At 51.2% G+C, this 23,177-nt stretch carries 28 protein-coding genes and 1 tRNA gene; 16 read left to right on the top strand and 13 right to left on the bottom strand.

The window, feature by feature from the left end; all coding sequences use genetic code 11:
* Window positions 1–25: 25 nt before the first annotated feature.
* Entirely contained in the window at window positions 26–895 is an 870-nt protein-coding gene (locus tag CAP31_RS07560; RefSeq protein ID WP_087446983.1) for a diiron oxygenase, read from the bottom strand.
* A 147-nt stretch (window positions 896–1,042) separates the two neighbouring features.
* Here CAP31_RS07560 and CAP31_RS07555 point away from each other — a divergent pair.
* Window positions 1,043–1,133 (top strand) — tRNA-Ser (locus tag CAP31_RS07555).
* Between the two features lie 61 nt (window positions 1,134–1,194).
* Here CAP31_RS07555 and hfq read toward each other — a convergent pair.
* The 6 genes from hfq to CAP31_RS07525 form a co-directional block, all read right to left on the bottom strand.
* Entirely contained in the window at window positions 1,195–1,422 is a 228-nt protein-coding gene (hfq, locus tag CAP31_RS07550; RefSeq protein WP_087446982.1) for an RNA chaperone Hfq, read from the bottom strand.
* A 78-nt stretch (window positions 1,423–1,500) separates the two neighbouring features.
* Window positions 1,501–2,334, bottom strand: a complete 834-nt coding sequence (locus tag CAP31_RS07545; protein WP_087446981.1) for a peptidylprolyl isomerase — start codon at window positions 2,332–2,334, stop codon at window positions 1,501–1,503.
* 22 nt (window positions 2,335–2,356) lie between these two features.
* Window positions 2,357–2,620 carry a BolA family transcriptional regulator gene (locus CAP31_RS07540; RefSeq protein ID WP_087446980.1) on the bottom strand — a complete coding sequence of 88 codons (264 nt, stop codon included), beginning with the start codon at window positions 2,618–2,620 and terminating at the stop codon, window positions 2,357–2,359.
* Complete coding sequence (locus CAP31_RS07535) at window positions 2,617–2,925, bottom strand: YciI family protein (protein WP_087446979.1); 309 nt, start codon at window positions 2,923–2,925, stop codon at window positions 2,617–2,619. Before CAP31_RS07535 ends, CAP31_RS07540 begins: the two co-directional genes overlap by 4 nt.
* A complete protein-coding gene (locus tag CAP31_RS07530) occupies window positions 2,922–3,458 on the bottom strand; it encodes a septation protein A (protein ID WP_087446978.1) in 537 nt (178 codons plus the stop codon). The genes CAP31_RS07535 and CAP31_RS07530 overlap by 4 nt, the downstream gene beginning before the upstream one ends.
* A 3-nt stretch (window positions 3,459–3,461) precedes the next feature.
* On the bottom strand, window positions 3,462–4,181 hold the full coding sequence (locus CAP31_RS07525; RefSeq protein WP_087446977.1) for a hypothetical protein: 720 nt from the start codon (window positions 4,179–4,181) through the stop codon (window positions 3,462–3,464).
* Window positions 4,182–4,255: 74 nt separating this feature from the next.
* Here CAP31_RS07525 and CAP31_RS07520 point away from each other — a divergent pair, with 74 nt between their 5' ends.
* From CAP31_RS07520 to CAP31_RS07505, 4 genes are read left to right on the top strand one after another with little or no spacing between them, the layout of a single operon-like run.
* Window positions 4,256–5,101: a 3',5'-nucleoside bisphosphate phosphatase gene (locus CAP31_RS07520; protein ID WP_087446976.1), complete on the top strand. Its 846-nt coding sequence runs from the start codon at window positions 4,256–4,258 to the stop codon at window positions 5,099–5,101.
* Window positions 5,101–5,727 carry an L-threonylcarbamoyladenylate synthase gene (locus tag CAP31_RS07515; protein WP_087446975.1) on the top strand — a complete coding sequence of 209 codons (627 nt, stop codon included), beginning with the start codon at window positions 5,101–5,103 and terminating at the stop codon, window positions 5,725–5,727. Before CAP31_RS07520 ends, CAP31_RS07515 begins: the two co-directional genes overlap by 1 nt.
* Window positions 5,728–6,429, top strand: a complete 702-nt coding sequence (locus CAP31_RS07510; RefSeq protein WP_087446974.1) for a site-2 protease family protein — start codon at window positions 5,728–5,730, stop codon at window positions 6,427–6,429.
* Between the two features lie 6 nt (window positions 6,430–6,435).
* The gene (locus CAP31_RS07505) at window positions 6,436–7,638 is read left to right on the top strand and encodes a tryptophan--tRNA ligase (protein ID WP_087446973.1); all 1,203 of its coding nucleotides are present in this window, start codon (window positions 6,436–6,438) and stop codon (window positions 7,636–7,638) included.
* Between the two features lie 88 nt (window positions 7,639–7,726).
* On the opposite strand, the gene CAP31_RS07500 is transcribed toward CAP31_RS07505, so the two are convergent.
* Window positions 7,727–8,119 (bottom strand): hypothetical protein, encoded by a 393-nt coding sequence (locus tag CAP31_RS07500; protein WP_087448308.1) that lies wholly within the window; start codon window positions 8,117–8,119, stop codon window positions 7,727–7,729.
* A gap of 124 nt (window positions 8,120–8,243) precedes the next feature.
* Between CAP31_RS07500 and radA the strand changes: the two genes are divergently transcribed.
* The gene (radA, locus tag CAP31_RS07495; RefSeq protein ID WP_087446972.1) at window positions 8,244–9,602 is read left to right on the top strand and encodes a DNA repair protein RadA; all 1,359 of its coding nucleotides are present in this window, start codon (window positions 8,244–8,246) and stop codon (window positions 9,600–9,602) included.
* Here the strand turns inward: radA and CAP31_RS07490 are convergent.
* The 3 genes from CAP31_RS07490 to CAP31_RS07480 are packed head-to-tail and all read right to left on the bottom strand — an operon-like array spanning window position 9,599 to window position 13,318.
* Entirely contained in the window at window positions 9,599–11,539 is a 1,941-nt protein-coding gene (locus CAP31_RS07490) for an ATP-dependent DNA helicase (protein ID WP_087446971.1), read from the bottom strand. The two genes, radA and CAP31_RS07490, sit on opposite strands and share 4 nt — an antisense overlap.
* On the bottom strand, window positions 11,532–12,758 hold the full coding sequence (lplT, locus tag CAP31_RS07485; RefSeq protein WP_087446970.1) for a lysophospholipid transporter LplT: 1,227 nt from the start codon (window positions 12,756–12,758) through the stop codon (window positions 11,532–11,534). The genes CAP31_RS07490 and lplT overlap by 8 nt, the downstream gene beginning before the upstream one ends.
* An 8-nt stretch (window positions 12,759–12,766) precedes the next feature.
* Window positions 12,767–13,318, bottom strand: a complete 552-nt coding sequence (locus tag CAP31_RS07480; protein WP_087446969.1) for a hypothetical protein — start codon at window positions 13,316–13,318, stop codon at window positions 12,767–12,769.
* A gap of 70 nt (window positions 13,319–13,388) precedes the next feature.
* Between CAP31_RS07480 and CAP31_RS07475 the strand changes: the two genes are divergently transcribed.
* The 6 genes from CAP31_RS07475 (at window position 13,389) to CAP31_RS07450 (ending at window position 17,533) form a co-directional block, all read left to right on the top strand.
* Window positions 13,389–14,282, top strand: a complete 894-nt coding sequence (locus CAP31_RS07475) for a selenium metabolism-associated LysR family transcriptional regulator (protein WP_087446968.1) — start codon at window positions 13,389–13,391, stop codon at window positions 14,280–14,282.
* Between the two features lie 15 nt (window positions 14,283–14,297).
* Complete coding sequence (locus tag CAP31_RS07470; protein ID WP_087446967.1) at window positions 14,298–15,044, top strand: type 1 glutamine amidotransferase; 747 nt, start codon at window positions 14,298–14,300, stop codon at window positions 15,042–15,044.
* Window positions 15,041–15,397: a hypothetical protein gene (locus tag CAP31_RS07465; RefSeq protein ID WP_087446966.1), complete on the top strand. Its 357-nt coding sequence runs from the start codon at window positions 15,041–15,043 to the stop codon at window positions 15,395–15,397. The genes CAP31_RS07470 and CAP31_RS07465 overlap by 4 nt, the downstream gene beginning before the upstream one ends.
* Before the next feature lies 1 nt (window position 15,398).
* Window positions 15,399–15,746, top strand: coding sequence for a metalloregulator ArsR/SmtB family transcription factor (locus tag CAP31_RS07460; protein ID WP_087446965.1), 348 nt, complete (start codon window positions 15,399–15,401; stop codon window positions 15,744–15,746).
* A 75-nt stretch (window positions 15,747–15,821) separates the two neighbouring features.
* The gene (locus CAP31_RS07455) at window positions 15,822–16,229 is read left to right on the top strand and encodes an arsenate reductase ArsC (RefSeq protein ID WP_087446964.1); all 408 of its coding nucleotides are present in this window, start codon (window positions 15,822–15,824) and stop codon (window positions 16,227–16,229) included.
* Window positions 16,229–17,533 carry an arsenic transporter gene (locus tag CAP31_RS07450; protein ID WP_087446963.1) on the top strand — a complete coding sequence of 435 codons (1,305 nt, stop codon included), beginning with the start codon at window positions 16,229–16,231 and terminating at the stop codon, window positions 17,531–17,533. The genes CAP31_RS07455 and CAP31_RS07450 overlap by 1 nt, the downstream gene beginning before the upstream one ends.
* Window position 17,534: 1 nt before the next feature.
* Here CAP31_RS07450 and CAP31_RS07445 read toward each other — a convergent pair whose 3' ends face one another.
* Window positions 17,535–18,422 (bottom strand): NAD-dependent epimerase/dehydratase family protein, encoded by an 888-nt coding sequence (locus tag CAP31_RS07445; RefSeq protein ID WP_087446962.1) that lies wholly within the window; start codon window positions 18,420–18,422, stop codon window positions 17,535–17,537.
* Between the two features lies 1 nt (window position 18,423).
* On the bottom strand, window positions 18,424–19,476 hold the full coding sequence (locus CAP31_RS07440) for an LLM class flavin-dependent oxidoreductase (RefSeq protein ID WP_087446961.1): 1,053 nt from the start codon (window positions 19,474–19,476) through the stop codon (window positions 18,424–18,426).
* Window positions 19,477–19,623: 147 nt separating this feature from the next.
* On the opposite strand from CAP31_RS07440, the gene CAP31_RS07435 reads away from it, so the two are divergent.
* Genes CAP31_RS07435 through CAP31_RS07420 form a run of 4 tightly spaced genes read left to right on the top strand, consistent with a single transcriptional unit; the run spans window position 19,624 to window position 23,091 of the window.
* Entirely contained in the window at window positions 19,624–20,433 is an 810-nt protein-coding gene (locus CAP31_RS07435) for an ABC transporter ATP-binding protein (protein WP_087446960.1), read from the top strand.
* Window positions 20,433–21,224 carry a lipid asymmetry maintenance ABC transporter permease subunit MlaE gene (gene mlaE / locus CAP31_RS07430; protein WP_087446959.1) on the top strand — a complete coding sequence of 264 codons (792 nt, stop codon included), beginning with the start codon at window positions 20,433–20,435 and terminating at the stop codon, window positions 21,222–21,224. Before CAP31_RS07435 ends, mlaE begins: the two co-directional genes overlap by 1 nt.
* A gap of 3 nt (window positions 21,225–21,227) precedes the next feature.
* Window positions 21,228–21,743: an outer membrane lipid asymmetry maintenance protein MlaD gene (gene mlaD, locus CAP31_RS07425; protein WP_087446958.1), complete on the top strand. Its 516-nt coding sequence runs from the start codon at window positions 21,228–21,230 to the stop codon at window positions 21,741–21,743.
* On the top strand, window positions 21,736–23,091 hold the full coding sequence (locus CAP31_RS07420; RefSeq protein WP_087446957.1) for a TolC family protein: 1,356 nt from the start codon (window positions 21,736–21,738) through the stop codon (window positions 23,089–23,091). Before mlaD ends, CAP31_RS07420 begins: the two co-directional genes overlap by 8 nt.
* Window positions 23,092–23,177 lie beyond the last annotated feature (86 nt).

Raw genomic sequence — 23,177 nt, 5'->3', positions numbered from 1 at the left:
GGAGCCTCGATGCACCGCCAGTGTTTTATAAGACCGGATCAGCCACCGCAAAACCGTGGCTGCGCAGCATGTGCAGTGTCGGATTCAGGCATTTCAGAATAAACTCATTGCGTGCCGGGTTCTTGCGAGCCATCTCCCGCCACTGTTTACCGGGATTGAGGCCTGCCAGCTCATAAACGTCCGCGCCAGGCAAATAGAAGGTGCGCACAAATTGGCGAATCAATAAATTGACGATGGGCGTGAGCAATTTGCGTTCCAGTTTGCCGCAGTGCGCCAAACTTGCTTCCAGCGCGCTGCGTGCATGGGCGATATGGCGCGCTTCGTCAATGATGTGCAAAGTGCACATCTGATGGATGACACCCTCGACTTTATCATGCCCTTGGGTACGTACATAACGATTGAGCCGATCGGGTACTTCCTCGCCTATGGTGACTGCCAGCCAGAAGAGCGTCGTGTTAAGCGGTGTGTGACGTCCGAGGAAATCGGCTATAAAAGGCCGGTTGCGCCATATTCCTGGTAGCCTTAGCCCACTGTTTTCCATCAATTTGAGGAACATCAGACTATGACCTGATTCTTCCCGAATTTCATGGAGGTAATATGCCAGTTCCTGAGTTGATTGAGTATGTTTGAGATTTTTTGATAAACGTTCAATGAAAATTGCTTCCAGCCAAATTCCTGCCTGGATGAATCCGGTAAATTCATATTGCGATAAACGGGTGCGGATCGCTTCAGGCAATGCCGTGTATTCGGGTAAACCGAATAAGGATACAGCTTCTTCCGGTAACCATGGACGAGTCAAGTCAAGACCTTCCCAATCCAGGCGAGTCAATGGATCGGAGTAGGGTGAGCTATTGGTAGAAAGCTGCTCAAGCAGGGAGAGTTCCGCGTGCGCCATCAGCCACAGTTTGCATATATGAACATTTGCTAATGATACCAATTTTTACAAAGATAAGACAGGGAGTAAACAGAAAACCTTGCTCTGGGTGCCTATATACGGTATCCTAGCGGACTTTCTGGGGTTGTTCAGCAACTCCGGAAATAAGGAGAGGTGGATGAGTGGTTTAAGTCGCACGCCTGGAAAGCGTGTTTGGGATAATATCCCAACGCGGGTTCGAATCCCGCCTTCTCCGCCATGCATGGTTCAATAAAAAAGCGCACTTTGAAGTGCGCTTTTTTATTGAATACAATCAGTGGCTATTCCACGGGGTTGGTATCGATGTTGATTTGCCGTGAAGGTGAAAGTGTGGAGATGGCGTGTTTGAAAATAGCCTGGCTGACATTGTCATGGCCTTTTAGCATTACCATGTATTGATCAAAGGATTCAATTTTTCCAACCAGTTTAATGCCGTTTACCAGAAACACGGAAACGAGTACATGCTCTTTACGCAGGGCATTGAGAAATTGATCTTGTAAGTTTTTCATTTTTAGTCATCCACTTAAGTCGGGATAAATCGCGCCTGATTGATCACTGGATGAATCAGGCGCGAGCTACATCATTGATTATTCTACTTTAGCACCTGCTCGTAAATCTGTAACTAGTTTTTTCACTGCTTGCTGTTCCATATCGGTACGCAACTGATCTTTAATTTGATCGTAAGGTGGCAGTTTCAGATCGCGGATATCATCGACACGGATAATGTGCCAACCGAATTTGGTATGGACTGGCGTTTTTGTATATTCGCCTTTTTTCAGCTGTACCATGGCATCGGAGAATTCCTTAACCAGATTGCCCGGAGCAACCCAACCCAATTTTCCGCCGTTCGCTGCTGAGGAGTCTTTGGATTTTTTCTTGGCCAAGTCTTCAAATTTGGCTTTTTTGCCTAGCTGGGCGATGATGTCTTTGGCTTCAGCTTCGTTATCAACGAGGATGTGTTGAACTTCGTATTCCTTGGTGCCCATCATGCCTTTGACACGTTCGTATTCGGCTTTCATCGCTTCTTCGGTAATCGGATGCGATTTGACATAGTCAGCAATGAACGCTTGGGCCAACATCTGGGTTTTGGCTAAATCAAGACGGGTTTGAATGGTTGGGTCCTTGTCCAGACCTTTTTTCTTGGCTTCCTGAGCCAGGATCTCGGCATTGATCAGGCTGTCGCGTAAGGCGGCGGATGTCTGATCGTTCATGGGCTGGCCTTGCGCGGCACGGTCCTGCTTGAGAACGTCGAACTGCGCTTGAGGAATGGCAACGCCATTGATGACCGCAAATGCTTTGGAATTGGTGCTTGCAGGAGTTTTTGCGGTTGCTGTTTTATTATCTTCGGCAGCATTACAACCGGTGAGCGCAGTCAATCCAAGTGCGCAAACGGTAGCGATAGCTATTTTTTTTAAGTGCATTTGTCTTCCTTTGGGTGAGTTATTAAATTTCTTCAGGGCTATACGCTGTGATGCTTAGCGCGTGAATTTTATTTTGCATTAAATTGCCCAGTGTTGCATATACCAAGCGATGACGCGCTAAAGTATTTTGTTGTGCAAAAGCCTGGGAGACGATGTGTAAGCGGTAATGTCCGCCGCCGCTTTTGGCACCAGCATGGCCGGCGTGTTGTGCGCTTTCGTCTTCGATTTCCAGCAGGCTTGGTTGCAGTATGGCTAGTTTTTCCTGCATTAGTTCCACAGTATTCATGCGGGAAGGACTTTCTTGTATGGTTTAACTGTGACGCTTGCATAGACGCCCGCGCTTATATAAGGGTCAGTATCAGCCCATGCTTGTGCAGCTGCAAGAGAATCGAACTCTGCGATGATCAGGCTGCCGCTGAATCCTGCCGGACCTGGATCCATGCTGTCTATTGCGGGAAAGGGGCCGGCAACAAGCAATCTGCCCTGATCTTGCAGGATTTGCAGCCGGGAGATATGGCCTGGACGCGCGTTCATGCGTTTTTCCAGGCTACCTGGCACATCTTCTCCAATAATGGCATACCAGTTACTCATGGTTTTTTGTCATCCACATATTTATTGAGTACGATGCCTTGTCCGATGATAAACAGGAACATCATAGCAGTGCTGCCGAATAATTTGAAATTCACCCAAGTATCCGTATTGAAGGTGAAGGCAACATAGAGGTTTGCAAGACCCATTACTATAAAAAAGAGCACCCAGCTCAGATTAAGATTGCGCCAGACAGGTTCCGGGAGAGTGATTTGCTCGCCCATCATGGTGCGAATGACGTTTTTCTTGAAAAGTACCGAGCTGACCAGCAGGCCTAATGCAAACATCCAGTACAGGACTGTCGGTTTCCACTTGATAAAGGTTTCGTCATGAAATAATAAAGTTGCGCCACCAAAGACGACAATTATCGCCAGGCTTAGCCACATCATCGTGTCTACTTTTTTACCGCGCAGCAGCAGCCAGCCGATCTGAACAAAGCTTGCGGCGATGCCGACGCTGGTGGCGACATAGATGCCACCAAACTTATAGGCAATAAAAAATAGCAGAATAGGAAAGAAATCGAATAAGTATTTCATGGCTTAATGTCTCGTCGCCCAGCGATTAAAGTGTTCCTGCAGCATTTCGCGCACGGCTGGGCTGTAGGATTCTTTTTGCGCCTGTTGCAGGCCCTGTTCAAAAAATGCAGGGCAGTCTTCCGGCAGATTGTGGCCCAGAGTATCAAATGCTTTGCTCATTAGCTCTGTGTCCTGGGTGCGGGTAGCTACGATGGCATAATTAAAATTCAGGATACGCCATGGGCGGGTAGCGTCGTGTTTTTCCAAATCAGATTTAATGCCTGGTGCTGCATGTTCGATGATGTCGCCAATCACTTGAACGAGCGCTTTGAGCGTAGCAGGATCCTGTGTCAAATTGGCGCTGGCTGCGAGACTGTTGACCAGGGGTTCCAGCGTGCGCAGTTCGCCTTCATGACGAATAATCCAGTGCGCTACACCCAAAGCGGTTTTTTCAATGTCCATTTTAGATTTAGGCAGACGCAGGCGCTCTGCCCAATAGGCTAAGTCCATCAAAAAACCGATTGCGTGGTCACCGAGCTGATTGACATCGTCGAACAAGATCGGCCCACTCTCGCCATGTTCGTTATCGAGTTTATCAAATACGAACAAAAACTGGCTAATCGCTTCTCCTAACTGATCGGGTGTAACCTGTGAACCTGATTGTATGCCCGATTCCTGGAAAGTTTGTTGTACGATACGGTTGGCTTCTTCGAAGGTCGTACGAATTTCTGCTGGAATTGCCATATTCTATAATACTGAGATAGTGAGTGAGCTTGTATTTTGCTATGATTTGCCCTTAGTCCACAAGTAAACAAATTATGTCCGCGCAAAATATTGATTTGCACTGCCATTCTAACGTATCCGATGGCATGTTGCCGCCCGTCGATTTGGTCGCTCGCGCCGCCGGTCAAGGGGTGACGGTGCTGGCGCTGACAGATCATGACGATGTGGCTGGTCTGCCGCAAGCGCGGATGGCAGCAAATGAATTGGGCGTGCGTCTAATTAATGGTGTTGAGATTTCGGTGAGCTGGGGTACGCATACCTTGCACATCGTCGGATTGAATATCGATCCCGATCATCCTGAACTCGTAGCCGGATTGGCAGCCATTCGTACCGGGCGGGGTGAGCGCGCCATTCGAATGGCCGAGCAGCTTGCCAAAGCAGGGATTCCTGACAGCCTGGCGGGTGCCTATCAGCATGCGGAGAATCCGAACCTGATCGGGCGCATGCATTTCGCTCGTTACATGGTGGCGCGAGGTTTGGTCAAAGACGTACGTACGGTATTTAAAAAATACCTGGTTAAAGGCAAGCCGGGCTACGTATCCCATCAATGGGCCGATATTGTCGATGCGGTCAGCTGGATACGCGCCAGCGGCGGACAAGCCGTGCTCGCGCATCCCGGTCGTTATCAGATGGGCAGCGGTAAAATGCATGAATTGCTGGAAGTCTTCAAGTCAGTGGGCGGCGAAGGCATAGAAGTGGTTACCGGCAGTCATACGCCTGAACAATACCCGCATTTTGCCAATTTGGCACAGAAGTTCGGTTTGTTGAGTTCGCGGGGATCGGATTTCCATGCGCCGGGGGAAGGATATCGCGATATTGGGCGGTTGCCACCGTTGCCGACGATGTGCACGCCGATTTGGCAAAACTGGAATTGTGAATAATGGCGCAGTTTTTTACACTTCACCCGGATAACCCTCAACCGCGTTTAATCAAGCAGGCGGTTGCTATCCTGCGCGATGGCGGCGTGATCGCGTTGCCGACGGATTCCAGTTATGCAATTGCCTGCCATTTGGGAGACAAGCATGCGCAGGATAGGATTCGCGCATTGCGCGGCGTGGATGACAAGCATCATTTTACCTTGATGTGTCGTGACTTATCCGAGATTGCGGTATATGCAAGGGTAGATAATCAGCAGTTTCGTCTGCTTAAAGCCAATACGCCAGGCAGTTATACCTTCATCCTTGAAGCTACCCGTGAAGTGCCTAAGCGCTTGCAGCATCCCAAACGTAATACAATAGGCCTGCGTGTACCCGATCATCCGATTACCCAGGCGTTATTGGTTGAACTGGATGAGCCTTTGTTGACGATGACGCTGATTTTGCCAGGCGAAACCATGCCTATGCATGAAGCCGATAACATTCGCGATCAACTCGAACATCAGCTGGATTTAATTCTGGATGCGGGTGCTTGTGGTATCGAGCCGACTACTGTCATAGATTTAAGCCACGGCGAGCCGCAATTGTTGCGAGCCGGATGCGGTGATTTAGCACCTTTTGGATTGGATTAAATGGAACTCAACCTGATACAAAAAATTACTGTTTGGGCGATCCCCGTCATTTTTGCGATTACGCTGCATGAAGCAGCGCATGGCTATGTAGCCAAATATTTCGGCGATAAGACCGCGTGGATGCTGGGCAGGGTGACCTTGAACCCATTGAAGCACATCGACCTGGTAGGCACGATACTGGTGCCGTTGTCGATTTTGTTAATGAGTAAATTGTTGGGCGGCGGTTTTATTTTATTTGGTTGGGCAAAGCCTGTGCCGGTCAATTTTGGCGCATTGCATCATCCCAAACGCAATATGCTTTGGGTGGCACTGGCGGGACCTGCTGCCAATCTGATCATGGCGGTTTTCTGGGCGCTGATTATCAAGCTCGGCATCAGTATGGGCGATAACTATACCCAGCCTATGGCACTTATGGGAGCAGCAGGAATATTTATCAATGCGATCCTGATGGCATTGAACCTGTTGCCATTGCCGCCGCTGGATGGTGGACGAATTGCGCTTAGTTTGCTGCCTAATCGATATGCTTATCGTTATGCCCAGATCGAGCCTTATGGTTTTTATATTTTGCTGGCTTTGATGTTCATCGGATGGCTGGGATTGATACTGAGTCCGCTGCTTGCGTTAATTCTCATGTTCACCAGCAATTTCTCCGGGTTGTCACATGGCGATTTGGTTACTCTTATTGGAATCATTACAAGTTAAATAATTATGTACGCAAATAGAGTTTTATCGGGTATGCGCCCGACAGGGGGGCTGCATTTGGGCCATTACCATGGTGTATTGAAGAACTGGATCAAACTCCAGCATGAGCATGAGTGCCTATTCTTCGTTGCTGACTGGCATGCATTGACTACGCATTACGATAGCCCCGAAATCATTCAGAATAATGTGTGGGAAATGGTGATCGACTGGCTGGCAGCTGGGGTGGATCCCAATCAGGCTACCCTGTTTATCCAGTCGCAAGTGCCGGAACATGCCGAATTGCATTTGCTGTTATCGATGATTACCCCGTTGGGCTGGCTGGAGCGTATCCCTACCTACAAGGATCAGCAGGAAAAAATAACCGAAAAGGACCTTTCGACTTACGGTTTTCTGGGATATCCATTGTTGCAAAGTGCGGATATTCTGATCTATCGTGCGAATCAGGTGCCTGTGGGGGAAGATCAGATACCCCATGTCGAATTTACGCGCGAGATGGCGCGGCGGTTTAATCATTTATACGGTCGCGAGCCCGGCTTCGAACAAAAGGCGGAGGCCGCCATCAAGAAAATGGGCAGCAAGAAAGCGCGCTTGTATGAAGAGTTGCGCACGCGTTATCAGGAGCAAGGGGACGATACCGCGCTGGAAGCGGGGCATGCGTTGATTAACGAGCAACAAAATCTTTCATTGGGCGACCGCGAACGCCTGTTTGGTTATCTGGAAGGCGGTGGCAAAGTTATTCTTGCTGAACCGCAGGCACTGTTGACGGTTGCATCCAGAATGCCCGGACTGGACGGTCAGAAAATGTCCAAGTCTTACCATAACACCATCACCTTGCGTGAAGACGCCGAGAGTGTCACCCGGAAGATACGCACCATGCCCACTGATCCGGCCCGTGTGCGCAGAATGGATCCCGGTACGCCGGAAAAATGTCCGGTATGGCCTTTGCATCAGATTTATTCCGATGAAGGCACGCGGGCCTGGGTACAAAATGGCTGCGTAAGTGCCGGGATTGGTTGTGTGGAATGCAAACAGCCTGTGATCGATGGTGTGCTGAAAGAACAGGAGCCGATGCGGGAACGCGCTAAAATGTACATGGAAAGTCCATCGCTCGTACGCAATCTGATTGCAGACGGTTGTGAGAAGGCCAGGGAATATGCCCGTGATACGATGCGTGACGTACGAGAGGCGATGAGACTACGCTACGACTGAGATTGAATTGTTTAATGCGTCGGTATCGGGGTTTCGGTGGGGACTCAGATATGCATAAATCCCCACGGCGGTGGCCTGCGAAGCGCTTTTAGTATCCTGTCTGTTTGCTTTGCGGCAAATCGCTATCTTCTCCAAAGAAATTCCACAGCAGTTGTGCGAAGATTTCGGGTGCAATAACGGTGTGGCGATTATTGGTGGCTTGCAGCTGGTTGCGCAGCTCCTTGCGCAATTCGATATTGCCGGTCAGGTCAAAGATGATGTCGACTTTTTCACCTAGCTCTATGACTTTTAATGCGTTATCGAAAACCGGAACATTGCTGTGAGCAAAACCTAATGCAACAGGCGAGTCCGGATGACGGGTGGCTACCGCCACAATCTCTACGTTAATATGTTGTCTTTGAATTTTTTCGAGAAAATTTTCAGAGAAGATTTCTCCAACTGTACCCAGACCCAGAATAGCGACTTTGATTTTGTTACCCATGATGGTGTTGTGTCCTTGTTTTTTGTTGTATAAAAATAACTGCCGAACAAGCATAGCTTAATGACCGGTGTCTAGCAACACCGTTTCAGCCAAATCACTTGCTTAATTTACCTTTCTAAATCAGATGGCTAAACCAAAAATCCTTTATACCTGTACCGAATGCGGCGGATCATCGAGTAAATGGCAAGGGCAATGTTCGCATTGCAGCGCCTGGAATACGCTGGTTGAAACCGTGACGGAACTGGTTGCGCCTCCCCGCTATAGCGCCTTGTCGGTGGTAAGTCAGATTCAGAGCCTGGCCAGTGTCGAGGCAGTAGAAGATGAAAGGGTGGAAACGAGCATATCCGAACTGGATCGCGTGTTAGGCGGCGGTGTGGTGAAAGGGGGTGTGGTATTGATCGGCGGAGATCCCGGGGTCGGCAAATCCACGCTGTTATTGCAGGCATTGACGGCGATGAGTGAAACGCATAAGACGCTGTATGTCAGTGGCGAGGAATCCGCTCGCCAGATTGCCTTGCGGGCGCATCGTTTGCAGCTGGATGCGGATAATCTGCAATTGCTGGCCGAAATACAGTTGGAAAAGATCCTGGCGACATTGCAGGAGCATCAGCCATTTATTGCGGTAATTGATTCCATCCAGACAATTTATTCGGAAGGATTGCAATCTGCACCAGGATCGGTCGCACAAGTGCGGGAGTGCGCCGCGCAATTGACCCGCTTTGCCAAACAATCCGGAACCGTGATTTTTCTGGTCGGGCATGTGACCAAAGAAGGTGCATTGGCAGGGCCGCGTGTGCTGGAGCATATCGTGGATACAGTGCTGTATTTTGAAGGCGATACCAGCTCCACTTTCCGTCTGGTACGTGCATTCAAGAATCGTTTCGGCGCGGTCAATGAACTGGGTGTGTTTGCGATGACGGATAAGGGGCTGAAAGGCGTATCCAATCCGTCCGCGATATTTCTGTCCGGACATCGCGCCGATGTACCCGGTTCCTGTGTGATGGTGACACAAGAAGGAACACGCCCGCTATTGGTGGAAATACAGGCACTGGTTGAATCTTCGCCATCCCCGAATCCTCGTCGCTTATCGGTAGGGCTGGAACAGAACCGTCTGGCGATGTTGTTGGCGGTGCTGCACCGCCATGCGGGCCTGGCCTGCTACGATCAGGATGTGTTCATCAATGCGGTCGGCGGCGTGCGCATCAACGAGCCGGCTGCTGATTTGCCGCTATTGCTGGCGATAGTATCCTCTTTCAAAAACAAGGCGATACCGGATAAAGTTGTGGTGTTTGGCGAAGTTGGTCTGGCGGGAGAAATCCGACCGGTACAACGCGGTCAGGAACGCTTGAAAGAAGCGGCCAAGCTGGGTTTTACGCGGGCTATCGTACCTAATGCCAATAAACCGCGGCAGGTAATTGCCGGCATGGAGGTGATCGGGGTTGAACGCTTGCAGGATGCGGTAACCTGTCTGCGCGATTTTTAAGGTGGTGTTTGTCGCATCTGCCGGAGGAATGCAATCACTTCATCCGCATCGCGACTGCGTTTCATCGGCGGCAGGCTTTGCCAGATACGGCGTCCGTAAGGTTTGGACACCAGACGCGGGTCGCAGATCACCAATACGCCTTGATCCGTTTCGTCTCGAATTAAGCGGCCTGCCCCCTGTTTCAGGGTAATCACCGCATGCGGGAGCTGGTATTCCATGAATGCATTGCCGCCGGATTGATTGATTTGCTGAATGCGTGCGGACAATACCGGATCATCCGGCGGGGCGAAGGGCAGTTTGTCGATGATGACCAATGATAACGCATCGCCCTTGACATCGACCCCCTCCCAAAAACTTTGACTGCCCAGTAATACCGCATTGCCTAGCGAGCGGAATTGTTCAAGCAATTCGGTACGCGAACGTTCGCCTTGCATGAGTATCGGATATTCCAGCTGATTCTGTTCAAATCCGGCTTGAAGCAGGGCATGCGCTTCTTTCATCGCCCGTAATGAGGTAAATAACAGGAATGCCCGTCCGTTACTGGCTGCCAGCAATGGCAGCGCAATGTCGACAACAGCCTTGGTGTAGCCGAATGTGTTGGGTTCCGGCATGCCTGCCGGCAAATAGAAGACGGCCTGATTGCCGTAATCAAATGGGCTATCCCAGCTTGCGCTGGCGCAATCGGTTAATCCGAGTTGAGTGCGATAGTGGCTGAAATCACCTTTGACCGACAAGGTCGCCGAGGTGAAAATCCAGGCGCGCGCATTATCTTCGATTTGCTTGGTGAAGACTTCGGCAACCGAGAGCGGCGTGGTGTTAAGGGTAAGCGCATGGCTGAAGGCTTCTACCCAGCGCACTACGTCATTCGGAGCAGGTTGCTGCCATTTGCTGAGCTGGGCTGCCAGAGCCATGCCGCGTTGCCATACATTTTCGATACCGGGAGCTCGTTGTGCCTGGCTCTCCAGATGCGTATTCAAGGCGGTTAATGCGGTGTCGCATTGTTTGAGCGCATCCGCATAACCGTCACGATGCATGATCTTGTCCAATGGCCAGCGCCCGCTGTCCTCAGTGAAGACCAGACGCAAATCGCGTGCGGCCTTGTCCAGCTCCAGTGCGGCAAGGGGAAGGGCGGCGTAATCCTTGCACGACGCGACGCCTTCAATACGCGCATCCCGTGCAAGTTCGATGAGCTGTCCGGTCGATACGGTCTCACCAAAAAACAGGCCGGCAGTTTCGGGTAGTTGATGCGCTTCATCGAATATCACGGTATTGCAGGCGGGAAGCAATTCGGCAACGCCTTCATCGCGTAACCAGACGTCGGCAAAAAACAGATGGTGGTTGACGACTATGATGTCGGCTTCCATCGCTTTTTTGCGCGCCTCCAGGACGAAACATTGTTTGTGTTGCGGGCAGTCGCCCCCCAGGCAATTGTCGCGACTGGATGTGACATGGCGCCAGATGCTGGCGTCTTCCGGCACACCGGCCAGTTCGGCTTTGTCGCCTGTACGGCTATGCTCGGCGAATTGGGTCACTTGCTGCAAATGGACAACATCTTCACGCGACATGAATCGTCCGTCTTCCCTTGCGCGTTCAAGATGATAGTGACAAACGTAATTCGCCCGGCCTTTGAGTAGTGCGATGGTGGCAGGAACGCCGAGGGCACCACGCACGGCGGGTAAATCCCGGTGAAACAGCTGATCCTGCAGATTTTTCGTGCCGGTGGAAATAATGACTTTGCCGCCATTGAGCAAGGCGGGGGTGAGATAAGCCAGGGTTTTTCCGGTTCCTGTGCCGGCTTCCGCAATCAGGGTGCTTTGCGAGGTGATCGCCTGTTGCACTGCGAGCGCCATTTCGATTTGCTGATCGCGTGCGCGGAAACCGGGAATAACGGCAGCGAGCGGCCCATCAGCGGCGAATGCTTGCTCAATTTCAGCCATGATGGGCCGGATTGATGTGACGATAATGTACCTGGATAATCAGCATGGACAGGCTGATGAATGCACCGAATACGATGGTGATGGCATTGATTGACCAGCCTGCACTATCGAGCAGCGCATACAGGCCCAGCATGATAAGAATCGACAGGTTTTCGTTAAAATTCTGTACGGCAATCGAGTGTCCTGCGCCCATGAGCAAATGCCCACGATGCTGCAGCAAGGCATTCATCGGCACGACGAAGAAGCCGCCCAGGATGCCTATCACCATCAGCAGTGCGGCAGCTAATATCGCGTTGGTGACGAATACCATGCTCATGACGACGACGCCCATGATTATGCCGGTCGGAATCACCTTGACCGAGTCGTTCAGCTTGACATAGCGTCCTGCTGCCACGGAGCCTATGGCAATGCCGACTGCGACAATCGCAGTGAGCTGTGTGGCTTGCTGGATGTCGAATTTGAGCACCAGCAACGCCCAGCTCAGGATGACCAGGCGCAAGGTGGCACCTGCACCCCAGAACAAGGTGGTAACCGCCAGAGAGACCTGTCCCAATGGATCTTTCCATAATTGCTTGAAGCTGTGCCCGAAATCTCGCAGCAGGAAAATCGGATCACGCCGCGGAGGGCGATGGTCGGGTGCCGTAACCGGGATAAATAAGTTTGCGACAGCGGCGGCGATGTAGAGCAGCGTAATAAGAATGATGGCGAATTTTGCCACATCGATCTGGTCGAGCCATGGCAGATAACCCGACATCGTGGCGCTGATATGTGGATTGAGCATCAGGCCGCCAATAATGGCACCCAGAATGATGGCAAACACGGTAGCGCCTTCCATCCATGCATTGGCAGCTACCAGTTTCTCTGCAGGTAAATATTCAGTGAGGATGCCGTATTTTGCCGGCGAATACGCTGCCGCTCCCAGACCGACGATGCCATAGGCAAACAGTGGATTTAACCCTCCCAGCATGGCAAAGCATCCGACAAGTTTTATATTGTTGCTGATGAACATCACCCGTCCCTTGGGTATGGCATCAGCAAATGCACCTACAAAAGGCGCAAGCGCGATATAGGATACGACAAAGAATTCTTGCAAGACTGGCGTGTGCCAGCTCGGTGCATTGAGGTCTTTCAATAAGGCGATGGCAGCAAACAGCAAAGCATTGTCTGCCAGTGCAGACAAAAACTGCGCAGTTAAAATAATATAGAAACCAAGATTCATGCAGCGTTTTAGTCAGAAGACGAGTCGGATTTTGATTTGGACAATGCTTTGAGCATGGCTTCCTGTTCAGCAAAAGAGGGTGCGCGGCTACGGCTGTTGAGGGCGGGGTCTTTGCCGGGAGCAACGTGTCCACCGCGTTCCTGTTCCTTGAGTTTCAGATAGTCGTCCAATCCTTCATCGGTGTAACGGCCGCGGAAATCCTTCGGCATCGGTACGCTCGGCTTGGCTTTATAAGCCTGGATGCGCAACGCCTTGTTGATGGCGGTCACTTTGTCTTCAATCCAGCGAATGTCGTATAAGGCGAAGCCTGTTATCAGTGCGACCAAAGTGAGCGCAGGCCAAAGATAACCCAGCCAGAACCCAGCCACGGCAATAATGCTTGCGATCCGGTACAGCCAGGCGCCGCGTACATCTTCCAGGTAGTCGCGATGCAGACCTAAAGGGAAAAATGCCAATAAAATATAGGCCTGCCGGCGTTTTTTCATTTGTTGCACTAATTTCAAATTGGCAGCCTGCAAACCATCGCCTTCGAGATTCAGGTTTTTCCAAGCATCACTCATAAACAACTACCTATCTTCATCGCATTAAATATGTTTGAATGTGACATTAACTTTTTACTGCGAACCGCATATGGCCGATCGCCGCCTTCAAGTATTCTACACTGTCGCCAAGCAATTGAGCTTTACTAAAGCAGCAGAATGTTTGTGCATGACGCAACCTGCGGTCACTTTTCAGGTCAAGCAATTGGAAGCGCAGCTCAATATCAGCCTGTTCGAACGCACACCCAGCAAGATCATACTGACGCCCGCCGGTGAGTTGGCGATGCAATATGCAGAAAGAATATTGAATCTGACCACCGAGATGGAAACGCGCCTTGTGGAAATGAGCGACCATGCAAATGGCACATTGATGATAGGCGCTTCGACCACGATAGCCGATTACATGTTACCGCAAATGCTGGGGGTATTTAAGTCTCGTTTTCCCCAAGTGCAAGTTCGGCTGTCTGTAGCCAATTCGCAAACTATCGAAAACCGCATTATCGATCATAGCCTGGATGTAGGTCTGGTGGAATCACCCTCGCATCATCCCAGTCTGGTATCGCAGGTATTCTATCAGGATGAGCTGGTGGTGATTTGTGCCGCCAATCATGTCTGGGCGGCGTACGGGAATATCCATCCCGAACAATTGATCAACGAGCCTTTTATCGGGCGTGAGCCCGGTTCAGGTACGCGTGAAGTGGTGGATCAATATCTGCGTGAGCATGGTGCGCAACCGGAATTGCTGGACGTGGTGATGGAGCTGGGTAGCCCTGAAGCGATCAAGGGTGCGGTCGAGGCCGGTTTGGGCATATCCGTAGTCTCAAAAGCAACAGTGATAAAAGAACGTGAATTAGGTAAACTAATGGCAATTCCCTTGAACCCCCCTTTACGCCGAGATTTAACCTTGGTTTACACGCAAGAAAAATTCCGCTCCAGATTATTGCAATCGTTTATCGATTTAATCGCAGACACTCCTCAACCGTAATTAACAGGTTATATTATGAAACGATTCATGCTAGTGCAGCATTCCTATTCCGAGTTTTTGGGAATGGTAGAGAAACAATTGGAATCACGTAATATCGGTTTTCAATATCAACGCCCCTTTTTAGGCGTGGATCTGCCTACGACTGCGACGCAGCACGATGCCTTATGGCTGTTGGGCGGCGCATACCCGGTTACCGATGAAGAGGCGAACCCCTGGCTGGCGCAGGAATTGCGCCTGATCACCAATTTCAAGAAGATGCGCCGCCCCATTGTCGGCATCGGCTTTGGTGCACTGGTCATGGTATTGCATGAAGGCGGCGAAGTCAGCGACGAGCCTTATTTTAATACCTACTGGACGACTTGCCACAAAACCGAAGCCGGGCGGGACGACCCATTGGCCAATGCGGTGGATGGCAAAAAACTGCTGGTTATGTACAACGGAAGTGCAACCTTGCCTGAAGGCATGGAGCCGATTGTGGTGGATGATGAAGGGCGCTGGCTGGCGGTACGCCCCGACGATTTAAGCTACGCCATGCTGTTCAGGCCGGAAATCAAACCGGGCATGATCGAAGACATGATGATGGAGGATAACCGTCCATTACCGGATAATATCGGCGAAATATTGGAACAGGCGCGCGCAAACTGGGCAGAAGGGCAGAAAATTGCCGCTGAGATTTGCCTGGCTCTGGTCACGGCATTGGATTTAATGACTGAAAGACATAAAATGCCGGTGTTTAATTTGAACGTTGTGAAAACCGAATGACATCCGCAGAACGAAAATTGCTTGAGAATTTCCGCCGATTGAATCCCGCTCAGCAGCAAACTGCGCAGGATTTTTTGGCATTCCTGTCATCTCGCCCGTCAGACGTCCCGGCCGAAGAATTGCCGCAGCCTGTTGCCATTCCGCGTCCCGATCATGAAAGCGTCGTCAAGGCCATCAAGCGCTTGCGAGCTACCTATCCGATGCTGGAGCCGAATAAACTGCTGCATGATACGTCCGACCAGATGTCGCGCCACATGATACACAGTGTCCCCGCCGTCGAAGTAATCGACGAGCTCGAATGCGTCTTCAAGCGTCATTATGAAGCGCATATCGCGAGATTCCGGCAGAGTTGAGATGATTACCGAGTCCGGGTTTTTTGATGCGCTTTCGGATGAAACCAGAAGACGAATTCTGGCTTTACTGGCGCTGGAAGGCGAACTATGTGTTTGCGAGCTGCATTTCGCTTTGGCCATGCCGCAGCCGAAGGTTTCGCGTCATCTCAGCGTACTCAGGGATGCAGATGTGTTGAGCGTGCGCCGTGACGGCACATGGATATATTATCGCCTGAATCCGCAATTACCGGCATGGAGCAGAACGGTTTTCGCGGCATTGCAGGATATCTGGAAGTCGGACCCGGTCCGGCAGCAAGATAATCTCCGATTGCATGCTATGCCTAATCGGCCCACACGCTGCTGCGTGTAAGCCTCGTTCCAGGGTCATTGTTCCGTCATAATATATCTGTATAATCGGATATATTATTGATTGGAGTGGATTAAAATGAGCAAGAAAACAGTATTGATTTTATGTACCGGCAATTCCTGTCGCAGCCAGATGGCGGAAGCACTGGTGAATTATGATTTGGGCGAGCAAGTGCATGCGATTTCTGCGGGTACGAAACCTCAGTCAAAAGTGGCTGAGGGCGCGATCGCCGCGTTACAGAATCTGGGAATTGCAACAAATGGCCTGTATCCAAAGGATATCGATGCCATCATTGACCAGCCCATCGATTTGGTCGTCACGGTTTGTGACAACGCCAAAGAAGCATGCCCGGTATTCCCGCGCGCTATACCGAGCCTGCATATGCCTTTTCATGATCCGTACGGCGAGCCATTGGATAGCTTTATCGCCGTGCGTGATGAAATTCGTACACGTCTGGTTGCAGAAGTTGCGAATCGGTTACTGTAATGTTGCTGGCATTCCTGATTTTTCTGGCAACCCTCGCACTGGTTATCACTCAACCCAAAGGTCTGGGCATAGGCACATCGGCATGGCTGGGCGCGGGAGTGGCTTTGCTGGCTGGGGTGGTGTCATGGCACGATATACCGACTGTCTGGCATATTGTCTGGGATGCGACTTTTACCCTGATTGCGCTGATTTTAATCTCGTTGATTCTGGATGCCGCCGGATTCTTTGAATGGACCGCGCTGCATATCGCCAGACGGGCAGTGGGGCGCGGGAATCTGCTATTTGTGTTTATCGTGTTGTTGGGCGCCGTGATTGCGGCATTGTTCGCCAATGATGGTGCGGTACTGATTCTAACGCCGCTGGTGATCGAAATACTGCGAATTTTGCGCTTTACGCCTGCAGCCATGCTGGCTTTCGTGATGGCTGCAGGATTTATTGCTGACTCGGCCAGTTTGCCATTCAAGATTTCCAATCTTGTGAACATTATTGCCGCCAACTACGCAGAGATTGGTTTCAATGATTATGCGGCAGTCATGGGCTGGGTAAATCTGGTGTCCGTAGCCGCTTCGCTGTTGATTCTGCTTTGGTATTTTCAAAAGGATATTCCAGCCCAGTATGACGCCAGCGGATTGCCTCAGCCGGACAGTGCAATTCGTGATCCCCTGGTGTTTCGTGCCGGCTGGGCAGTGCTGGCCGGTTTGTTGGCAGGGTATCTCCTGTCGCAGCGGTTGCAGATACCGACCTCATTCATTACGGGTGCAGGGGCATTGATACTGGTGGTGCTCGCAGGCCGCGAACATTTTGCGGGAAAGCAGGAAAGGGCCGTCATTCCCGTGTGGACATTGTTTCGCGAAGCGCCTTGGCAAGTGGTTATCTTCTCATTGGGTATGTATCTGGTTGTGTACGGTTTGCGAAATCAGGGGCTGACCGCAGAATTGGCGGCGATACTCGAGTGGTTAAGCGGGCAAGGACTGACCGTGGCAACAATAGGAACCGGATTTATCATGGCAGGATTGTCAGCCATCATGAATAACCTTCCCGCAGTCCTGGCTGGCAGTCTTGCCATTGCCCAGGCGGAAATAACTCCGGCAATGCGTGAGGCCATGGTGTATGCCAACATTATCGGTTGTGATTTAGGGCCGAAGATCACACCGATAGGCAGTCTGGCGACGCTGCTTTGGCTGCATATCCTCATGCAGCGCGGCATGACTATCGGCTGGGGACAGTATTTCCGCATTGGTATCGTGTTGACGATTCCGGTGCTGCTGACGGTGCTGCTGGCACTGGCGTTTGTGCTGGCGTAATCTAATTTTCGGTCAGCATTTCCCAGGGGCCGATTTGCGCTTGCCAGCCGAGCTCGCGTCTGGCCTTGCTGCAGTCCAGGGTAAGGCTGTTAGGCACACCCTCGATCCAGCCGGCTTCTCCACCTATACCTGTTGTCTTGCAAGAGAGTTTCAAAGCGAACCTGGCAGCGGTGGCCGGAATGGGCATGGCAAAAGGATGGCGGCGGATGATAGCATCGCGGAAGCTGAATGATTCTGACGCAGCCAGATTGTAGGCATCCCTGGCAGGATGCATTAATGCCTGTACGATTGCCCGCGCTACATCGTCTTCGTGTACGCATTGCAGCACAGGTTGCGGATCGGGCAGTTTTACATAGAACGGCTGGCGTAATAAATTAACGAGCAGCGGCTGTGCGTGTTTCCCCAGGATGATATGAGGCCGTAACCGGGTGATGTGCGGATGGTGTTCTGCCAGCCAGTGCTCCAGTTCAGCTTTGTGTTCAGCATAAAGGAACCCTGGGATGGGGCGTAGCAGGGCCCGCTCATCCACATTCGTGCCTGAGCCATACACCGAGGCACTGGATAAATGGATGATGCGCGTCATGCCTGCGTTCGTTGCGGCATCAAAGAGCCGCTGCGAGGCATCCAGATTGACCGCGCGCATGACATGCAGCGGGGTCTTGCCGCGCAGCACTACAAATGCCAGATGGATCAACGCATCATGTCCGCTTAGCAGCGGAGCAAGTTCGATTCGGGTCAAATCTGCCTGTATGGCGCGAAATTTCGGATGGGCGCCAAGTCCTGGCTGACGGTCTATGCCGGTAATGCCGGAGATTTCCGGCATGCCGCTCAGTAACGGCAGCAAGGCCTGTGCCAGATGGCTGCTGCTTCCGGTAACCAGGACGCGCATATCAGTCTTGTAATGCCGGCATCACTTCACTGGCGATGCACTGCATTGATTCCTGAATAATCCCGGTATCCAAGGCGCCTGCGCCAATTGCGCAAAGCAGGTTGGTAACGCCTGCTTCGCGATATTTCTGCAGTTTTTCGATGCATTCGGCAGGCGAGCCGACTACCACCATGCCGAATGTTTCGAGCATAGTCATGTTGATGCCCAATTTCAGCAGATTACGGAATTTCCCCAGGTCATGGAAATGCTCGTAGCTGGGATAAAGCTTTTCCAGCACGGGCAGGGTGGTAGCAAATAGCTGCTGATAAAACCAGACCAGCGCGTCCTTGGCGAGTGCTTTTGCCCGTTTGCCGTCAGGCAGGCACAGAATGCCGACAGTCATGCCTGCCCGGGGCGCGGCTGCTCCTTGCCATGCATCCAGATAATGTCGTATATCCTGTTTAACCATCATCCATGGCTTGAATGGGCCGGCCAGCATGCCGAGCTGCTCCTGCGCCGCCCAGATGAAAGTATCCGGGCTTACCGCAGCAGTCCATATCGGGGGGTGCGGCTGCTGAATCGAGTAGGGCAGGATATCCAGTGCATCCAGGTGATAGTGCTCGCCATGGAAAGTGACCGGGTGGCGCGAAAAAGCCAGTTGCAGAATCGCTAGTGACTCGGCAGTCAGCGTGCGACTGTGGCGCATGTCTGCACCGAAAGCTGTGTATTCCTGAGGGGAAAAACCGCGTCCGATACCTAACTCAAATCGGCCTTTCGATAAGATGTCCAGCGTTGCCGCACGCTCGGCTACATGTATCGGATGGTGATAGGGGAGCGGCGTGACACCCAGGCCAAGTCGTATATTACAGGTGCGTTGACTGGCTGCTGCCAGTACCAGGTCAGGCTTGGATGAATGCGAATAACCGCGCATGAAGTGATGTTCTACCAGCCATGCGCAGCCGAAACCCAGGCGATCTGCCAAGGCAATTTCGTTCAGGGTTTGTTCAAATGCATCGGCTTCACTGCGATGGAGTTGCGGAGGCTGCGAGATTTCATAAAACAGGTCGAGTTGCATGGCGTTTGAACATAATCAATATATGCTTATGATGCCACTGTTGCAGCTTAAATACCAAACGGATTTCTGTTTCTGTGCACCGGATATATTTGTTGCAATGACTATATCGGGTTAGAATACTAACCTCTAAAATCCTTATAATACGCCGTGCCCACAGATAATCTCATCGAAATCCGCGATGTGTCTTTTGCTTATCGCGATCGCCCTGTTTTGAAAGGGATAAACTTGGTCGCTCCACGCGGTAAAGTGATTGCGATCATGGGCGGCAGCGGTTGCGGTAAAACGACCTTGTTACGTCTGATAGGCGGCCAATTGCGTCCTACGCAAGGCGAGGTGCGGGTCGATGGTGAGATCATTCATCAACTCGGAGTTGATGCGCTGTATAAAATGCGGCGCAAAATGGGCATGCTATTCCAGTTCGGTGCCTTGTTCACCGACATGACGGTGTTTGACAATATTGCCTTTCAGATGCGTGAACATACCAATTTATCCGAAGAAATGATTCATGATCTGGTGTTGATGAAGCTGCATGCGGTTGGCTTGCGTGGTGCCCATACGTTGATGCCGCATGAGTTATCCGGTGGTATGGCCCGCCGTGTGGCGCTGGCACGTGCGGTGGCGCTCGATCCGATGTTGATCATGTACGATGAGCCATTTACCGGCCTTGATCCTATTTCGCTAGGCATCATCGGCAATCTGATCAGGCGCTTGACCGATGCGTTGGGGCTGACTTCCATTGTGGTGACGCATGACATACATGAATCGCTCAAAATAGTTGATTATGTTTATTTTATTTCCAACGGTGTGGTAGAAGCGGAAGGTACGCCTGATGAGATACGGGCATCCAAATTGCCGTTTGTGCATCAATTTGTGCATGCCGAGGAAGACGGACCCGTGCCATTCCACTATCCGGCCCCCGACTATGCCGTTGATCTGGGATTGCGGAGCGGTAGCTGATGGCAACCAAGCAAAATGTAATTAGCCGTCTCGGGCATTATGTCATTGACAGTGTTTGGACGATGGGCGTCGTAACCCGGTTTCTGATGCAGGTGTTATGGCGCTCGGGAACAAGCTGGCGGCGCTTTCATCTGATAATTCGGGAGATTTATGCGAGCGGCGTGTTGTCGCTGGTGATTATCGTCGTGTCCGGATTATTTGTGGGTATGGTGCTGGGTTTGCAAGGCTATGAAACCCTGCAGACTTATGGCAGCGAACAGGCTCTTGGTGTGTTGGTAGCGCTCTCTCTGGTGCGTGAACTGGGCCCCGTGGTGGCGGCCTTGTTGTTTGCCAGTCGTGCCGGCTCTGCAATTACTGCGGAAGTAGGCTTGATGAAAACCACTGAGCAATTAAAAGCCATGGAAATGATGGCGATTGACCCTATCGCCCGGGTGATTGCCCCCCGATTCTGGGGTGGCGTGATTTCCATGCCCCTGCTGGCGGCGATTTTTTCGATTGTCGGTGTGTTCGGCGGTTACCTGGTAGGAGTGGTACTGATCGGTGTCGACGAAGGTTCATTCTGGTCACAAATGCAGGCAGCAGTTGATGTGCGTGAAGACGTGCTCAACGGCGTAATCAAGAGTGCCGTATTTGGTTTTACGGTAACGGCGATCGCGTTATTCGAGGGCTATGACGCTATGCCGACGGCAGAGGGCATCTCACGTGCAACGACTCGTACGGTTGTAATGTCCTCGCTCGCGATCCTGGCGCTTGATTTTATATTAACCGCGTTTATGTTCAGAGGGGTGTGATACATGGAAAGAGCCACGCTAGATTTCTGGGTCGGGCTATTTGTTGTTGCGGGTTTGGCAGCTCTCTTGGGTTTGGCATTGAAGGTCGGCAACATGAGCAGCTTCGGTACGACGCACAGCTATACCGTACACGCTGATTTCAGCAATATTGGCGGCTTGAAAATCCGGGCGCCCGTCAAAAGTGCGGGGGTCGTTGTCGGGCGGGTGAGCGATATTCGTTTCGACAATAACACCTTTGAAGCGCAAGTAAGCTTGAAACTCGATGATCGCTATGTTTTTCCAAAAGATACCTCTGCGGCTATCATGACTTCTGGTTTGTTAGGCGAGCAGTATCTGGCGCTGGAACCCGGCGGTGATGCAAAAAACCTTGCTGCAGGCGATAAAATTAAAATTACGCAATCAGCGGTGGTATTGGAAAATTTAATCAGTCAATTTCTATATAATAAAGCATCAGACGCGCCTAAAGCTGATCCAGCTCGCGTTCCAGCCCCTAATACAGGAGTTCACAGCCATGAATAAAAATCCAATAAGTATCATGCTTGCTATGGCGCTAGCTTCACCCATGGCCGTCTCCGCTCAGGTGGTGAATCTTACTGAAGCAGTGCAAATGAGTCTGAATGCCGATCCGCGCATCAAGGAACGGGAACAACTGGTCGAATCTGCGCGAGCATTGCTGGACGAGGCCAAGGGTAACGACGGTTTGCGTGTCAGTGCGAACATATTTATTGGACTGGCGCCGCAAGTTTCCGGTGGTTTTTATCAAAATGGAGCGACTTCAGGTACGACTCCCCGTACTGACGGGCCATTTCCCGGCGGATTGTCAGACTGGACTTCATTGCAATTTGCATTAATTAAGCCGCTTTATACATTTGGTAAGGTTGAACAATACAGTGAAGCGGCGAAGGGTAACATTGACGTCAAACGCGGAGATGTCCGCATCAGCCAGGCTGATACTGTGATGGACGTGAAACGCGCCTATTATGGTTATTTGACCGCACGGGATTCACGCCGTTTGTTGGAAGATGTGCAAAGCCGTTTGAACGATGCGCTTGGTCGAGTCAAGAAAAATCTGAAAGACGATAATGGCGAGTCGAAACAATCGGATTTGTATGCGCTGCAAGCTGCGGATGGCATGTTGGGCAAATACCTGAGTCAGGCCACGGCAATCGAGAAGATCAGCCTGGACGGATTAAAACTGCTTACTGGCGTTGGTCTGGACAGTAAACTTGAGGTGGCAGATGACAGTCTGACCCCAGTGCCATTACCTGCCGGCACGCTTGCTGATTTTGAGTCGCGTGCAGTTGCCGATCGCCCGGAAATGGCGCAGCTCGAAGCCGGCATGCGCGCACGTCGGGCGCTGGTTGCTGCGAAAAAGGCTGAAATGTATCCAAATGTTTATGCGGGTATCATTGGACAAGCCAATTTTGCTTCGCGCCGCGATACGCTTAATAACCCGTATGTGTACGATCCATACAATAACGCTGGTTTAACTCCGGTAGTGGGAATGAAATGGGACATGGCGTTTGGTGTGGTTCCGGCACAAGTCGCGCAAGCGCAGGCTAATTTGGAGGCGTTGAATTATAAAACGCAATTTGCCCAGGCAGGCATTCCGTTCCAGGTGGCAGAAGCCTATAACCAGGTTCAGGCCAATTATAAGGCGCAGCAACAATTGGCTGACGGCGCTGCAGCCGGAAGACGCTGGATGATCACCTCACTGGCCGACTTTAATGCAGGACTGGAAAAGGCAGATAAAGTGGCAGATGCATTGAAAACCTATGCACTCACTCAAGCCGAGTATCTGCGTACAGTCAATGATTACAATATGAATGTAGCGCAATTATCCCGCGCTATCGGTGAAACTAAATAGCGGGTTGACATTCTAATTTCCAGTCAACCTAATTTTTGTAAGCGAATAACAATATGTTTAATCTGTTTAAGAAGCTAAGCTGTTTT

Source organism: Sulfuriferula sp. AH1, assembly GCF_002162035.1.
GTDB lineage: Bacteria > Pseudomonadota > Gammaproteobacteria > Burkholderiales > Sulfuriferulaceae > Sulfuriferula.
Note: the sequence above shows the minus strand (reverse complement) of the source record. Positions and strands in the feature narration are given on the sequence as shown.

Excerpts from the sequence above, each read along its gene's own strand:
- CAP31_RS07560 (WP_087446983.1), bottom strand. The coding sequence starts at position 895 with ATGGCGCACGCGGAACTCTCCCTGCTTGAGCAGCTTTCTACCAATAGC.
- hfq (WP_087446982.1), bottom strand. The coding sequence starts at position 1,422 with ATGAAAAACTTACAAGATCAATTTCTCAATGCCCTGCGTAAAGAGCAT.
- CAP31_RS07545 (WP_087446981.1), bottom strand. The coding sequence starts at position 2,334 with ATGCACTTAAAAAAAATAGCTATCGCTACCGTTTGCGCACTTGGATTG.
- CAP31_RS07540 (WP_087446980.1), bottom strand. The coding sequence starts at position 2,620 with ATGAATACTGTGGAACTAATGCAGGAAAAACTAGCCATACTGCAACCA.
- CAP31_RS07535 (WP_087446979.1), bottom strand. The coding sequence starts at position 2,925 with ATGAGTAACTGGTATGCCATTATTGGAGAAGATGTGCCAGGTAGCCTG.
- CAP31_RS07530 (WP_087446978.1), bottom strand. The coding sequence starts at position 3,458 with ATGAAATACTTATTCGATTTCTTTCCTATTCTGCTATTTTTTATTGCC.
- CAP31_RS07525 (WP_087446977.1), bottom strand. The coding sequence starts at position 4,181 with ATGGCAATTCCAGCAGAAATTCGTACGACCTTCGAAGAAGCCAACCGT.
- CAP31_RS07520 (WP_087446976.1), top strand. The coding sequence starts at position 4,256 with ATGTCCGCGCAAAATATTGATTTGCACTGCCATTCTAACGTATCCGAT.
- CAP31_RS07515 (WP_087446975.1), top strand. The coding sequence starts at position 5,101 with ATGGCGCAGTTTTTTACACTTCACCCGGATAACCCTCAACCGCGTTTA.
- CAP31_RS07510 (WP_087446974.1), top strand. The coding sequence starts at position 5,728 with ATGGAACTCAACCTGATACAAAAAATTACTGTTTGGGCGATCCCCGTC.
- CAP31_RS07505 (WP_087446973.1), top strand. The coding sequence starts at position 6,436 with ATGTACGCAAATAGAGTTTTATCGGGTATGCGCCCGACAGGGGGGCTG.
- CAP31_RS07500 (WP_087448308.1), bottom strand. The coding sequence starts at position 8,119 with ATGGGTAACAAAATCAAAGTCGCTATTCTGGGTCTGGGTACAGTTGGA.
- radA (WP_087446972.1), top strand. The coding sequence starts at position 8,244 with ATGGCTAAACCAAAAATCCTTTATACCTGTACCGAATGCGGCGGATCA.
- CAP31_RS07490 (WP_087446971.1), bottom strand. The coding sequence starts at position 11,539 with ATGGCTGAAATTGAGCAAGCATTCGCCGCTGATGGGCCGCTCGCTGCC.
- lplT (WP_087446970.1), bottom strand. The coding sequence starts at position 12,758 with ATGAATCTTGGTTTCTATATTATTTTAACTGCGCAGTTTTTGTCTGCA.
- CAP31_RS07480 (WP_087446969.1), bottom strand. The coding sequence starts at position 13,318 with ATGAGTGATGCTTGGAAAAACCTGAATCTCGAAGGCGATGGTTTGCAG.
- CAP31_RS07475 (WP_087446968.1), top strand. The coding sequence starts at position 13,389 with ATGGCCGATCGCCGCCTTCAAGTATTCTACACTGTCGCCAAGCAATTG.
- CAP31_RS07470 (WP_087446967.1), top strand. The coding sequence starts at position 14,298 with ATGAAACGATTCATGCTAGTGCAGCATTCCTATTCCGAGTTTTTGGGA.
- CAP31_RS07465 (WP_087446966.1), top strand. The coding sequence starts at position 15,041 with ATGACATCCGCAGAACGAAAATTGCTTGAGAATTTCCGCCGATTGAAT.
- CAP31_RS07460 (WP_087446965.1), top strand. The coding sequence starts at position 15,399 with ATGATTACCGAGTCCGGGTTTTTTGATGCGCTTTCGGATGAAACCAGA.
- CAP31_RS07455 (WP_087446964.1), top strand. The coding sequence starts at position 15,822 with ATGAGCAAGAAAACAGTATTGATTTTATGTACCGGCAATTCCTGTCGC.
- CAP31_RS07450 (WP_087446963.1), top strand. The coding sequence starts at position 16,229 with ATGTTGCTGGCATTCCTGATTTTTCTGGCAACCCTCGCACTGGTTATC.
- CAP31_RS07445 (WP_087446962.1), bottom strand. The coding sequence starts at position 18,422 with ATGCGCGTCCTGGTTACCGGAAGCAGCAGCCATCTGGCACAGGCCTTG.
- CAP31_RS07440 (WP_087446961.1), bottom strand. The coding sequence starts at position 19,476 with ATGCAACTCGACCTGTTTTATGAAATCTCGCAGCCTCCGCAACTCCAT.
- mlaE (WP_087446959.1), top strand. The coding sequence starts at position 20,433 with ATGGCAACCAAGCAAAATGTAATTAGCCGTCTCGGGCATTATGTCATT.
- mlaD (WP_087446958.1), top strand. The coding sequence starts at position 21,228 with ATGGAAAGAGCCACGCTAGATTTCTGGGTCGGGCTATTTGTTGTTGCG.
- CAP31_RS07420 (WP_087446957.1), top strand. The coding sequence starts at position 21,736 with ATGAATAAAAATCCAATAAGTATCATGCTTGCTATGGCGCTAGCTTCA.